Raw genomic sequence first — 13125 nt, 5'->3', positions numbered from 1 at the left:
TCGCCCAGCCGCTGGCGGCGCCGCGGCGGGCCAGCAACAGGAAAGGCCAGCATGAGTTCACCCCGCATCCTCGTCGTCGACGACGAAGCCGACCTGCGCGACCTGCTCGAGATCACCCTCGTGAAAATGGGCCTCGATGTCGATTGCGCGGCGACGCTGCGCGAAGCGCGCCGGCTGGTGGCCGACAATGCCTATGCGCTGGTGCTGACCGACATGCGCCTGCCCGATGGCCTGGGCCTGGAACTGGTGCGCGAGGTGTCAGGCAGCTCGAAGACGCCGATCGCCGTCATCACCGCCTTTGGCAGTGCCGACAACGCGGTGGTGGCGTTAAAAGCTGGCGCATTCGATTATGTCTCGAAACCGGTGGTGCTCGACGAGCTGCGCGTGATGGTGCGCTCGGCCCTGAAGCTGTCGGAAGCGCCGGCGGTGGCCCGGCCGGGGAGGGCGCCGCGCCCTCGCGCCTGATCGGCAACTCGGTGGCGATGCAGTCGCTGCGGGCCCAGATCGGCCGCCTGGCGCGGTCGATGGCACCGATCGCGATCACCGGCGAATCCGGCGCCGGCAAGGAACTGGCCGCGCGCGAAATCCATGCCCAGAGTTCGCGCGCCGCCAAGCCGTTTGTCGCGGTGAACTGCGGCGCGATTCCCGAAAACCTGATGGAGGCCGAGTTCTTCGGCCACCGCAAGGGCGCCTTCACCGGCGCCGGCGAAGAGCGCGAGGGCTTTTTCCGGGCGGCCGACGGCGGCACCCTGATGCTCGACGAGGTGGCCGACCTGCCGCTGGCGATGCAGGTCAAACTGCTGCGCGCGATCCAGAGCGGCGCGTGCGCAAGATCGGCGCCACCCCGGAAGAACCGGTGGACGTGCGCATCATCAGCGCCACCCACAAGGACCTGGCCAGGTGCGTCGAGAATGGCCTGTTCCGCCAGGGACTTGTTCTACCGCCTGAACGTGATCGAACTGGCGCTGCCGCCGCTGCGCGAGCGGCTCGACGACCTGCCGGTGCTGACCGAGGCCATCCTGGCGCGGCTGGCGGGCCCGGGCGGCGCCTCGCTCGGCCCGGGCGTGCTCGATGCCTTGCGCGCGTATTCCTTCCCGGGCAATGTGCGCGAACTGGAAAACGTGCTCGAGCGGGCGCTCGCCTTTGCCAACGACGGCGTGATCCGGTGGAAGACCTGTCCCTGAAGGCGCGTGCGGGCGAGGCGGGGCGCGAGAGCGCCGCCTTGGCGGAGGCGGCGGGCGTGACGGCGAGCGCAGTGGGGACGATGGCGCGGGCCGAGCCGGCGCCGGCTTCCGTGCCCGCCGTGGCATCCCCGGCACCGGCCGTGGGACCGGAGGTCTTGCCGTCCAACCTGCCGGCCTATCTCGAGCAGGTCGAACGCGACATCATCCAGCGCGCCCTGCAGCAGACCCAGTTCAACCGCACCAGGACCGCCAGCCTGCTCGGCATCAGCGTACGCCAGCTGCGCTACCAGATGCAGAAACTCGATATCCAAGCACCGGAGAATTGAATGCCCAAACTGCTACGTTATGCCGCCCTAGCCATTGCCCTGATCGCCGCGCTGATGTGGATGAAGCACGAGAACGATGCCAAGGCCTGCCGCGAGGCGGGCGGTAACTGGGACAGCGAAGCGAATACCTGCGTACGCCCGCCGGCGACGCCCGGACGCACACCCGTCTGATAAAAGGGCGCTCGCACACGAGGCGGGCAATATTTCCATGGCGACGACAGTGTTGCCACAGGATGCATATTGCATGAATTGTCACAGAGCGCCCCGTCCCTTCCTGTCACAAATCGTTGGCTTTTCGCCAGTGCAAAACGGTGCGGGACGCACCGCAATCGGGCAAGGTGTGCCCGAGCTGATCAAGACTTGAGCAGCATGTTAGTGCTCACTTACCGGCCACCGCGCATAATGATCCGCCGACTGAATTGTCAAGGCCAGCGCACACGAAAAACGCAAGAAATTGAGAATTTATTCACTTGCACGGCCGCGCGGCCAAGTACTACAATTAGTCCCATATCAAACCACCCCACTAGATATAGTGGTAGCGAGCCCAAGCGTAGGACCGAGAGTGTAGCTGCTAGGAAATAATGCAGCCTACGGCGGCCCTGGCTTGAGGCGCCTAACAAAACCGTCAGAGCAAGGCGCGGCGACGAAGACAGTATGCCTGTACGGCAAGGAGCCGCAACGCCGCTATGGGGGTTTTGTTAGGCGCCTTGGAAGCGTGGCAACATTCACCGGCAAGCACATCGTCCGGCTTGGCTCAGCCAGGCTGGCAGGGGTGGTTTTTGCTTTTTAAATCGTTCATTCGCCCACCCGCGCGCGCGGCAGGCGGTCTGACAAATCGGTGGCAGCACGACTGCCCTTCCTGGAGGCCCCATGCAGACATCCCAAGACATTTCAATCCACCCACAACCAGGAACGGCTGCCGGCCTCAGTGGCACCAATAGCGCCGCCGACATCGCCGCCCGCGCCGACTACCGCATCCTGCGCCGCAACGGCGCTGTCGTGCCTTTCGAGCCGAACAAGATCTCGGTCGCCATGACCAAGGCCTTCCTGGCCGTGGCCGGTGGCCAGGGCGCGGCGTCGGCCCGTATCCGCGAGCTGGTGGAGCAGCTGACCAACAATGTCGTCGCCGCCCTGATGCGCCGCCAGCCGAACGGCGGCACCTTCCACATCGAAGATGTGCAGGACCAGGTTGAACTGTCGCTGATGCGCTCGGGCGAGCATGACGTTGCGCGTGCCTACGTGCTGTACCGCGCCAAGCAGATGGAAGAGCGCCGCGCCGCCAAGGAAGCCGCCGGCGCCACGCAAGTGGCCGCGCCGCAGATCCACGTGGTCGACGGCGGCGAGCGCCGTCCGCTCGACGTGGGTGACGTCCACGCGCTGGTGAACGCCGCATGCGCCGGCCTGGAAAAGCATGTCGACGCCGACGCCATCGTCGCCGAGACCCTGCGCAACCTGTACGACGGCGTGCCGGTCGAAGAGCTGCACAAGTCCGCCATCCTGGCCGCACGCGCGCTGATGGAAACCGATCCGGCCTACAGCCAGGTCACGGCCCGCATCCTGCTGCACACGATCCGCAAGGAAGTCTTCGGCAAGGAAGTGCCGCAAGCCAGGGCAGCCGCCGAATACATCACCTATTTCCCGCAATACGTGGCAAAAGGCATCGAGAACGAACTGCTGGACGAGGAACTCGGCAAGTTCGACCTCGAGCGCCTGGCGAAAGCCATCGTCGCCGACCGCGACCTGCAATTCGGCTACATCGGCCTGCAGACCCTGTACGACCGCTACTTCCTGCACGTGCGCGAAACCCGCATCGAGATGCCGCAGGCCTTCTACATGCGCGTCGCCATGGGCCTGGCCCTGCGCGAAGCGGACCGCGAAGAGCGCGCCATCGAGTTCTACAACCTGCTGTCGTCCTTCGACTTCATGAGCTCGACCCCGACCCTGTTCAACTCGGGCACCCGCCGCTCGCAGCTGTCGTCGTGCTACCTGACCACCGTCGGCGACGACCTGGAAGGCATCTACGACGCGATCAAGGAAAACGCGCTGCTGTCGAAATTCGCCGGCGGCCTCGGTAACGACTGGACCCCGGTGCGCGCGCTCGGTTCGCGCATCAAGGGCACCAACGGCAAGTCGCAGGGCGTCGTGCCCTTCCTGAAAGTGGTCAACGACACGGCCGTGGCCGTGAACCAGGGCGGCAAGCGCAAGGGCGCGGTCTGCGCCTACCTGGAAACCTGGCACATGGACATCGAGGAATTCCTCGACCTGCGCAAGAACACCGGCGACGACCGCCGCCGTACCCACGACATGAACACGGCGAACTGGATTCCCGACCTGTTCATGAAGCGCGTGATGGAAAAGGGCCACTGGACCCTGTTTACCCCAAGTGAAACGCCTGACCTGCACGACCTGGTCGGCAAAGCCTTCGAGCAAGCCTACCTGGCGTACGAAGCCAAGGCCGAGCGCGGCGAAATGCGCGTGTTCAAGAAGATCGAAGCGCTCGACCTGTGGCGCAAGATGCTGTCGATGCTGTTCGAAACCGGCCACCCATGGATCACCTTCAAGGATCCGTGCAACATCCGTTCGCCGCAGCAGCACATCGGCGTCGTGCACTCGTCGAACCTGTGCACCGAGATCACCCTGAACACCAGCGCCGACGAAATCGCTGTCTGCAACCTGGGCTCGGTGAACCTGCCGCAGCACATGAAGGGCGATGGCCTGGACCACGTCAAGCTGCAAAAGACCATCCGCACCGCGATGCGCATGCTGGACAACGTCATCGACATCAACTACTACGCCGTGGAAAAGGCGCGCAACTCGAACCTGCGCCACCGTCCGGTCGGCATGGGCATCATGGGTCACCAGGATTGCCTGCACATGATGCGCGTGCCGTTCGCCTCCGATAAAGCGGTGGAATTTGCCGACAAGTCGATGGAAGCCGTCTGCTACTACGCCTACCTGGCGTCGACGGAACTGGCCGAAGAGCGCGGCCGCTACGAGTCGTATGCCGGTTCGCTGTGGGACCGCGGCATCCTGCCGCAGGACTCGATCAAGCTGCTGGCGGAAGAGCGCGGCGGCTACCTCGAGCAGGACACCAGCGAATCGATGGACTGGAGCCTGGTGCGCAACCGCATCAAGCAGTTCGGGATGCGTAACTCGAACTGCGTGGCGATCGCCCCGACCGCGACGATCTCGAACATCATCGGCGTGTCGGCCTGCATCGAACCGACCTTCCAGAACCTGTACGTGAAGTCGAACCTGTCGGGCGAATTTACCGAGATCAACGGCTACCTGGTGCGCGACCTGAAGGCACGCGACCTGTGGGACGAAGTCATGATCGCCGACCTGAAGTACTTCGACGGATCGCTGTCGAAAATCGACCGCGTGCCGCAAGACCTGCGCGAGATCTACGCGACGGCCTTCGAAGTCGAGCCGAAGTGGCTGGTCGAGCAGGCATCGCGCCGCCAGAAGTGGATCGACCAGGCCCAGTCGCTGAACATCTACATGGCCGGCGCCTCGGGCAAGAAGCTGGACGAAACGTATAAACTGGCCTGGCTGCGCGGCCTGAAGACGACCTATTACCTGCGCACCATTGCGGCGACGCACATGGAGAAGTCGACCACCCGTACCGGCGCCCTGAACGCGGTGCCGGTCTCGGGCGGCCTGGCTGCTGGCCATGCGGCGCCAAGCGCGGCTGCGCCAGTGGCGGCGGCTCCGGCTGCGGCTCCGGAAGTGGTGGACGGCGCGGCCTGCTACCTGCGTCCGGGCGACGCCGGTTTCGACGAATGCGAAGCCTGCCAGTAATCGTAGCGAACGCTTAACAATTGAAATGCACGCCCGGCCTTCGCGCCGGGCGTCGCTGTCACAGAACACGAAATAGAAGGAAACGATCATGCTGTCATGGGACGATGAACAAACGAGTGCGCCGGCCGCACCACAAGGGGCAATCCTGCCGGAAGGCGTGGACGCCACCCTGGTCGCCAAGCGCGTCAACGCGGACGACAAGCGCATCATCAACGGCCAGACCGACGTCAACCAGCTGGTGCCGTTCAAGTACAAGTGGGCCTGGGACAAGTACCTGGCCGGCTGCGCCAACCACTGGATGCCCCAGGAAGTGAACATGCAGCGCGACATCGAGCTGTGGAAGAGCCCAAACGGCCTGTCGGAAGACGAACGCCGCCTGGTCAAACGCAACCTGGGCTTTTTTGTCACGGCCGACTCGCTCGCCGCCAACAACATCGTGCTGGGCACCTACCGCCACATCACGGCGCCGGAATGCCGCCAGTACCTGCTGCGCCAGGCTTTTGAAGAAGCGATCCACACCCACGCCTACCAGTACATCGTCGAGTCGCTCGGCCTGGACGAGCGCGAGATTTTCAACGCCTATAACGAGATCGAGTCGATCCACGACAAGGACCAGTTCCTGATCCCGTTCATCAACGTCCTGACCGATCCGGAATTCAAGACCGGCACGCTGGAGAACGACCAGAAGCTGCTGAAGTCGATCATCGTCTTCGCCTGCCTGATGGAAGGCCTGTTCTTCTACGTCGGCTTCACCCAGATCCTGGCGCTGGGACGCCAGAACAAGATGACGGGCGCCGCCGAGCAGTACCAGTACATCCTGCGCGACGAGTCGATGCACGTGAACTTCGGCATCGACCTGATCAACACGATCAAGATGGAAAACCCGATGCTGTGGACCCCGGCCTTCCGCGAAGAGCTGAAAGTCCTGTTCCTGCAGGCCGTCGAACTCGAATACCGCTACGCCGAAGACACCATGCCACGCGGCGTGCTGGGCCTGAACGCCCCGATGTTCAAGGGCTACCTGCGCTTCATCGCCAACCGCCGCGCCGTGCAGATCGGTCTCGATCCGCTGTTCCCGAACGAAGAGAATCCGTTCCCGTGGATGAGCGAGATGATCGACCTCAAAAAGGAGCGTAACTTCTTCGAGACGCGCGTGACGGAATACCAGACCGGTGGCGCGCTGAACTGGGATTGATCCCGGTGGTGCACTGATTGGGAATGGCCCGCTTTCGAGCGGGCTTTTTTTTGCCCCCACTGTACCGACTTGCCGATTTGTCAGCGCAGGGACTGCAAGCGCGAGATAATTCCGCGAATCAAGTTCTGAGGAAGGCGCATGCCCAGGATGCCATCGGCTTCTCTATATAGTAGTGCGGCATTGGCCGTGCTGGGCGACCTCGGCTTGCGCGTCGCTTTCGGGCTCGAACCCGTCTGGTGGCTGGCTTGGGTGGCACCGCTCGCGCCGGCGGAGCGGGGATGGCGGTCGGCCTGGCCGCCATCGACGATTTTCTTGGCCCGTCGGTGCCGCAGGCGCAGGTCGAGCGGGTCTGGACCGGGTACGAGCACCATGTCGCGCAACTTGCCGGCCAGGGCGCGCAGCTGATCGTCCTGCCCGAGAAGATTGCCGTGCTCACGCCAGCCGCCGCGATGGCGGTGCAAGGCCGTTTCGCCGCAGCGGCTGCAAGCGCGCGCGTGTGGCTGGTGCTGGGCGTCGGCATCGACGAGGGCGCCCGCTCGCGCAACCTGGCCTGGTTGATCGGCCCCGATGGCACCCTGCGCGCGACTTACCAGAAGCAGCACCGGCGCCGGGCGAACGCGGTGTCGATGCCGGCACCCGTCTCGCGCTGGTCGACGTCAAGGGGCTACCAGGCGGGACTGGCCATCTGCAAGGACATGCACTTCGCCGAGCTGGGACTGCGCTATGCACACGCCGGCGCCGACCTCGTGCTGGTGCCGTCCCGGGACTTCGGCGCCGATGCGGTGTACGCCGCGCGCCTGTCGGCGCTGCGCGGGATCGAGTCGGGCTTCGGCATGGTGCGCGTCGCCCGCGAAGGTTTGCTGAGCGTGACCGATGCACACGGACGCGTGCTGGTCCGAGGCGCGCTCGAGCCCCTGCCGGGAACTGGTGTGCTCGCGTACCTGCCGCCGCCGGGCACCACCCGCACCACGTTCCAGACGATCGGCGAGGGGGGCGGCTGGCTCTGTGTCGCACTCGCCGCTGCAATGCTGTTGTTCGCGCGTGCCGACAAGCGCACGCAATTGAATGGTGCAGGTCTGCGCGCAAGGCGCACGCGGGAACCGCTTGTGTGAGACAAGTCGCGCGTTGCGTGGTCAAAGGGATAGCGAGCCGACGAAGGCGATGGGCGCATCGCGACATGGCGGGTGGCGCGCACGATTGACGCGGCGAGGTCCCATGCGCGCAAGGTTCATCGCACTTGAATGCACGTTTGGCGCATCAGGTATTTGTCGACGAAGCGAATATGGCGTAAAGCGAAGCAAGCCTGCTGCAGTCAGGTGCGCTTTGAAATGGACTGGCCCCCGGCGGCCTGCTGTCATGATGCGACATTTGACGCATCTTCGTCCGGTAGTGCGAATTATGTGTGTGCGGGTTGCGCACTGACAAGGTTTTCGTGTACTTTACGTGATTGAATTTGTCAAAACGTGAACATGGATTTTTTCGCATGCTCGCGGGCAAACAAAACCGATCGAATAATGGGACGCTGATTCAATCAGTATGCACTTAAGCGTAGCGAAAAGAACAAGCCGCACTGCCTGATCGTTATCAGGCAAGGCGGCTTTTTCTTTTCGCGCCCGCAAGGGCAGCGATGTGAAAGCGCAGCTGGAATGGTGGGTGGGTGTCCCGACGTCGTTGGCTGAAGCGCTGCAATGATGAGGAGTTGCAGCAGTTCAGCTGGTGCCGGATTCATTGGCAATAACCCCTGGTTTATGCCCATGAATAATTCGCCCGACTTCGTCGGCGGGTTTTTAACCTTGTAGCGTATTTTCTCATCGCAGAGAAGGAGAACGAAATGGCAACAGCCGCTAAGAAACCAGCAGCAAAACCCGCAGCCAAGGGCACGTCCGCAAAGACCGCCGCCAAACCAGCTGCCAAGACTGCCGCAGCAGAGAAACCAGCCGCCAAGAAGTCGGCCGCTGTAAAACAGGCCCCGGCCAAGGCAGCCACCAAGGCCGCCGCGAAGCCGGCAGCGAAAGCTGCGGCAAAACCGGCAGCGAAACCAGCTGCCAAACCAGCTGCCAAACCAGCTGCGAAAGCCGCGGCGAAACCGGCAGCAAAAGCCGCAGCCAAGCCGGCAGCAAAGCCAGCCGCGAAAGCCGCAGCCAAGCCGGCAGCGAAACCAGCCGCCAAAGCCGCAGCCAAACCTGCAGCCAAACCTGCAGCCAAGAGCGCCGCCAAACCGGCCGCCAAGAAAGCCGCAGCCAAGCCGGTAGCGAAGGCCGCCGCCACCAAGTCCGCAGCCAAGCCGGCCGCCAGGAAGGCCGCCGCACCGGCAGCGAAGAAAGCCGCCGCCAAGCCAGCTGCCAAAGAAGACCGCGGCTGCCAAGCCTGCCGCCAAGCCAGCCGCCAAGAAGACCGCGGACGCCAAGCCTGCAGCCAAGCCAGCCGCCGGGAAGACGGCCGCTGCCAAGCCTGCAGCCAAGCCCGCTGCGAAGAAGACGGCAGCCGCCAAGCCTGCAGCCAAGCCAGCGGCCAAGAAGACCGCAGCGGCCAAGCCTGCAGCCAAACCAGCGGCCAAGAAAACCGCCGTTGCCAAGCCTGCCGCAAAGAAGGCCGCGGCAGCCAAGCCGGTAGCGAAAGCCGCCGCCACCAAGGCGCCGGCCAAAGGCGCGGCGAGCAAGACCGCCGCCAAGGGCGCCGCCGCGAAAGCACCTGCCAAGACCGCCGCCAAGACCGCCACCAAGGGCGCGGCTGCGAAGTCGACCGCTACCAAGCCGGCAGCCAAAAGACCGCGGCCGCCAAGCCGGCCGCCAAGCCGGCTGCGAAAAAGGGCGCGGCAGCCAAGCCGGTCGCGAAAGCGGCTGCAAGCAAGGCACCAGCCAAGGGCCCGGCAAGCAAGACCGCCGCCAAGGCGCCGGCGAAGACTGCCACCAAGGCCACGGCCAGCAAGGCACCAGTCAAGGCCCCTGCCAAGAGTGCAGCCACCAAGCCGGCTGCCAAGCCAGCTGCCAAGGAGGCGGCTACAAAACCTTCCACTAGCACGCCTGCTGCCGCCGCCAAGCCTGCCGCAGCCGCCAAGCCAGCGGCAAAGCCAGCCGCCAAGAAGCCGGAAGCGATGAAGGCCGAAGCCAAACCGGAAGCCATGAAAGCCGAAGCCAAGCCTGAAGCGATGAAGGCGGAAGCGAAGCCCGAGGCGAAGGCCGACACCAAGGCCGACACCAAGGCCGACACCAAGGCCGACACCAGGGCCGACACCAGGGCCGACACCAAGGCCGACACGGCTGTCAAGGCCGAAGCCAAGCCGGAAGCCGCTGCCAAGCCGGCAGCGAAGAAGCCTGCGGCGAAGAAGCCAGCTGCGAAGGCCGCCGACACCAGGCCGGCCGCACAGCCAGCCGCGGCTGCCGACGCCAAGCCGGCCGCTCCTCCACCGGCCGCGAAAACCGCGCTGTCGCCTGCCGCCGCCTGGCCTTTCCCGACCAGCAGCCGTCCGTAAACGCGCTGCGTGCCCGCTTAGGGCAGAATACCGCTGTGTGATATTGTCACACAGCGGTTTTTTTTATCTCAAGGAGTTGTCGTGCTGCCGATTCTTCAGCTGATCGTCGATACCATTGCCAGTGTGCTGGGCGGGGTGCTGTTATTGCGTTTCTGGATGCAGGCCATCCGCGTGCGTCCGCCGGCCTCGGTGGCGCAATTCACCTTCACGCTGAGCGACTGGCTCGTCAAGCCCTTGCGCCGCATCATCCCCGGTGCCGGCGGCTACGACTGGGCCAGCCTGATCGGCGCCTTCCTGGTGGTGTTGCTGGCGACCTCGCTGCTGTTGATGGTCGGTGCCACCGGCGAGCAGGTATTCATCTTCGCGCTGGCGCGCTTCCTGAAGTGGATCATCTACGGCTTCATCGCCTTGCTCATCATCGAAGCGATTTTCAGCTGGGTCAACCCGCATGCGCCACTGGCGCCGTTCGTGCACGACCTCAACGATCCGCTGCTGCGGCCGATCCGGCGCGTCGTGCCGCCGATCGGCGGGCTGGATCTGTCGGTGCTGGTGGCCGTGCTGCTTCTGCAGATCGTGCTGTTCGTGTTGCGGAACTTCGTGCCGATTTAAGTTTGATCGGCGGCGGATGTAAAAATGGGCAGCCTGGGCTGCCCATTTTATTTTCCGATCCGTTTGCGGTCGTGGGTCGAATACCGATCGTGGCCACGCTGCGGACGTACCGCGTGGGGTCGGGACCCCACCCTACGAATAGAAGACGCTACCGTCCCCGATGTAAAGCTTACTTGAAGCGGTAGCCGAAGGCGGCTTCGAATTTTTCCGCGATCTCGCTTGGGGTGAACTTGTGGTTCTGGCCGCCCTGGTGGGCGATCTTGATCGAACCGAGCAGGCTGGCCAGGCGGCCCGTGGTCGGCCAGTCGTAGCCCTGGGCGATACCGTACAGGAGGCCGGCGCGGTAGGCGTCGCCGCAACCGGTCGGGTCGACGATGGCGGCTGCCGGCACCGCCGGGATATCGTGGCGCTGGCCGCCCGCGTAGATCTCGGAGCCCTTTTTCGCCGCGCGTGACGATCAGCGCTTCCGGGCGTGCCGCGATCTCGTCCAGCGACAGCCTGGTGCGGTCCATGACCATCTCGATCTCGTAGTCGTTGGCAGCCAGGTAGGTCGCCTGCTCGATGAAAGTCAGCAGTTCCTCGCCGCTGAACATCGGCAGCTGCTGGCCGGGGTCGAACATGAAGGGCACGCCTTGCGCGGCGCAGTCGCGCGCGTGCTTGAGCATGCCGTCGCGGCCGTCCGGGGCGATGATCGCCACGCGCAGCGGGCCGCAGTCGGCCACGTTGTTCTCGTGCGAGAACTGCATCGCGCCCGGGTGGAAGGCGTTGATCTGGTTGTTGTCCTGGTCGGCGGTGACGAAGCACTGCGCCGTGTAGGCGTCGCCGATGGTCTTGATGGCGCGCGTCTTGATGCCGAAGTTGCGCAGGCGCTCGAGGTAGTCGCCGCCGTCCTGGCCGATGGTCGCCATGATCAAAGGATCGCCGCCGAGCAGGTTCAGGTTGTAGGCGATGTTGGCCGAGCAGCCGCCGTATTCGGTGCGCAGCGTCGGCACCAGGAAGGACACGTTCACGCGGTGCAGCTGGTCCGCCAGCAGCGTCTCGGCGAAACGGCCGTGGTACTGCATGATCTTGTCGAATGCCAGCGATCCGCAGATCAGGGTAGTGTGGGTCATGGAGGTGTCAGGGATAGAAGACGGCGATGTGGTAGCCGGATGGTTTCAGGTTGTCCACGCGGAAGTGGAGCTTGATCGCTTGTTCGGTACGCGGCGCGATGCCGGCGGCCAGCGGCGTACCGGCGGCCAGGTAGTCCCCGGGCGCGAACACGCGGCGCAGCAGCGGCTTGTCGTTGGCGTCCGTCAGCGCCAGCTCCAGGCTCGGCCAGGCCTGGTTCGTGCTGCCGGTGTTGCGCAGCTCGGTCGTGAACGAATAGGCGCCTCCGCCGAGCGTGGTCAGTTCGCCGGTTTCGATGACGAGGTTCTCGACCGGGCTGGCAGCTCGACGCGGCAGCCCAGCAGCGCGCAGCCCGACACCAGCGCCGGCTTCAGGGCCGGGAAGCGTGCGGCGACCGCGTTGCGGAAGGTGAAGGCGCCTTGCGCGAGCAGCAGCAGCAGCAGGACGAGCGAGCCGGCCAGCATCGCGATCTTGCGCGTGCGTCCGCTTTGTTCCTGCTGGCGGCCGCGCTTGACGAACTCCGGCTCGTCGATCTCGGCGGCGCGCAGTTTCGGCTGCGCCTCGATTTTGGTCGGGGTGAGCTTGGAGCGCCGCGCCGCCGCGCGCTCGGCGCGGCGCGCGGCCGGGGTGCGCACACTGGCCTCGGCCGGCATGGCCGACGCGTCGTGCGCATGCGACGCGCCGCCCGCGCCATCGGCGGACTCGCGCAGCGGAAGCAAGGGGGCGCTTCGCTGGCCAGGCCGGGGCCCGCGGTACTGGCCGATGCGGTATCCGGCGCGGTATCCGACGCGGTATCCGAGTCGGCCGTCAGCGCGATTTCCGGGAAGGTGTTGTGCGTGACGCGGCGCAGGGTCAGCGGCTCGGCCGCGGGCGCGCTCAACGCCTCGATCGCGGCCACGTTGAAGGTCGTATCCGGCGTCAGGTCGACCACGATGGGGGATGCGTCATCCCGCGCGGGCAGGGCCGGGGTGGGCAGCGCAGCGTTTTCCGGCAGGCCGAAGGCGGGTTCGATGCGACCCTGGCTGTCGGTGGCGGGATGGTGCTGCGCCGGCACCGGGTGCGCTTCGATGGCGGGCGGGGCGTCCTGGACCGCGGCCGGTGCGGTAGCCGCTTCGGTGCTGTCCGTTTCGGCAGCCGCTGGCGCATGGGCAGATGCGGCCCCTACCGGCCCGGCGTTCTCCGCGGACGTTTCCAGCAGAGGCTCGGTGGTGGCCTCGAGCGCGGTGTCGGCTTGCGCTACCGTTTCCGGTTCTTCCTCCGCCTCCGCTACCGACGCTGCTGCCGCATCCGGTGCGGCCTCGGGCTGTGCTTCGGCCGCGGCATCGATTGCATCGTGCGTCACCGCATCCGTGCCGGCCTCGGGTTCGAGGTCGCTCCCTGCATCGTTCGCGCTGGTCGCTTGCGCCTCCACCGCCTCGGGAACCGGTT

General features: G+C 65.2%; 9 protein-coding genes and 3 pseudogenes. 9 read left to right on the top strand and 3 right to left on the bottom strand.

The genetic code is table 11. From position 1 onward, the window contains the following. Window positions 1-51 precede the first annotated feature (51 nt). From G4G31_RS24780 to G4G31_RS00560, 7 genes and pseudogenes are all read left to right on the top strand, one after another. Complete coding sequence (locus G4G31_RS24780; RefSeq protein WP_229425250.1) at window positions 52-465, top strand: response regulator; 414 nt, start codon at window positions 52-54, stop codon at window positions 463-465. Window positions 466-482: 17 nt separating this feature from the next. After that, a pseudogene (locus tag G4G31_RS24775) lies at window positions 483-917 on the top strand (sigma-54 factor interaction domain-containing protein); the annotation flags it as partial. Further along, a complete protein-coding gene (locus tag G4G31_RS24770; protein WP_308621974.1) occupies window positions 824-1510 on the top strand; it encodes a helix-turn-helix domain-containing protein in 687 nt (228 codons plus the stop codon). The pseudogene G4G31_RS24775 and the gene G4G31_RS24770, both read left to right, overlap by 94 nt. Further along, complete coding sequence (locus tag G4G31_RS00575) at window positions 1511-1681, top strand: hypothetical protein (protein ID WP_182989853.1); 171 nt, start codon at window positions 1511-1513, stop codon at window positions 1679-1681. It abuts the gene before it with no gap. A gap of 699 nt (window positions 1682-2380) precedes the next feature. Next, window positions 2381-5311 carry a ribonucleoside-diphosphate reductase subunit alpha gene (locus G4G31_RS00570; protein ID WP_182989852.1) on the top strand — a complete coding sequence of 977 codons (2931 nt, stop codon included), beginning with the start codon at window positions 2381-2383 and terminating at the stop codon, window positions 5309-5311. An 88-nt stretch (window positions 5312-5399) separates the two neighbouring features. Further along, the gene (locus G4G31_RS00565) at window positions 5400-6506 is read left to right on the top strand and encodes a ribonucleotide-diphosphate reductase subunit beta (protein ID WP_182989851.1); all 1107 of its coding nucleotides are present in this window, start codon (window positions 5400-5402) and stop codon (window positions 6504-6506) included. A 278-nt stretch (window positions 6507-6784) separates the two neighbouring features. Beyond that, a complete protein-coding gene (locus G4G31_RS00560) occupies window positions 6785-7618 on the top strand; it encodes a carbon-nitrogen hydrolase family protein (protein ID WP_182989850.1) in 834 nt (277 codons plus the stop codon). 634 nt (window positions 7619-8252) lie between these two features. Here the strand turns inward: G4G31_RS00560 and G4G31_RS24765 are convergent. Beyond that, window positions 8253-8840 (bottom strand): hypothetical protein, encoded by a 588-nt coding sequence (locus G4G31_RS24765; RefSeq protein WP_229425249.1) that lies wholly within the window; start codon window positions 8838-8840, stop codon window positions 8253-8255. 760 nt (window positions 8841-9600) lie between these two features. On the opposite strand from G4G31_RS24765, the gene G4G31_RS00550 reads away from it, so the two are divergent. Beyond that, entirely contained in the window at window positions 9601-9978 is a 378-nt protein-coding gene (locus G4G31_RS00550) for a hypothetical protein (RefSeq protein WP_182989849.1), read from the top strand. 81 nt (window positions 9979-10059) lie between these two features. Then, window positions 10060-10587, top strand: a complete 528-nt coding sequence (locus G4G31_RS00545; protein ID WP_229425248.1) for a YggT family protein — start codon at window positions 10060-10062, stop codon at window positions 10585-10587. A gap of 169 nt (window positions 10588-10756) precedes the next feature. Here the strand turns inward: G4G31_RS00545 and G4G31_RS00540 are convergent. Beyond that, window positions 10757-11699, bottom strand: a pseudogene (locus tag G4G31_RS00540) (carbohydrate kinase family protein). A 7-nt stretch (window positions 11700-11706) separates the two neighbouring features. Further along, window positions 11707-12161, bottom strand: a pseudogene (locus tag G4G31_RS00535) (DUF3426 domain-containing protein). Between the last annotated feature and the right edge of the window lie 964 nt (window positions 12162-13125).

This window comes from Massilia sp. Se16.2.3 (assembly GCF_014171595.1).
GTDB lineage: Bacteria > Pseudomonadota > Gammaproteobacteria > Burkholderiales > Burkholderiaceae_D > Telluria.
The sequence above is the reverse complement of the archived record's forward strand: the minus strand, read 5'-3'. Positions and strand labels throughout refer to the sequence as shown.

Coding starts and splice junctions, on each gene's coding strand:
- G4G31_RS24780 (WP_229425250.1), top strand. CDS start 52: ATGAGTTCACCCCGCATCCTCGTCGTCGACGACGAAGCCGACCTGCGC.
- G4G31_RS00575 (WP_182989853.1), top strand. CDS start 1,511: ATGCCCAAACTGCTACGTTATGCCGCCCTAGCCATTGCCCTGATCGCC.
- G4G31_RS00570 (WP_182989852.1), top strand. CDS start 2,381: ATGCAGACATCCCAAGACATTTCAATCCACCCACAACCAGGAACGGCT.
- G4G31_RS00565 (WP_182989851.1), top strand. CDS start 5,400: ATGCTGTCATGGGACGATGAACAAACGAGTGCGCCGGCCGCACCACAA.
- G4G31_RS00560 (WP_182989850.1), top strand. CDS start 6,785: ATGGCGGTCGGCCTGGCCGCCATCGACGATTTTCTTGGCCCGTCGGTG.
- G4G31_RS00550 (WP_182989849.1), top strand. CDS start 9,601: ATGAAGGCCGAAGCCAAACCGGAAGCCATGAAAGCCGAAGCCAAGCCT.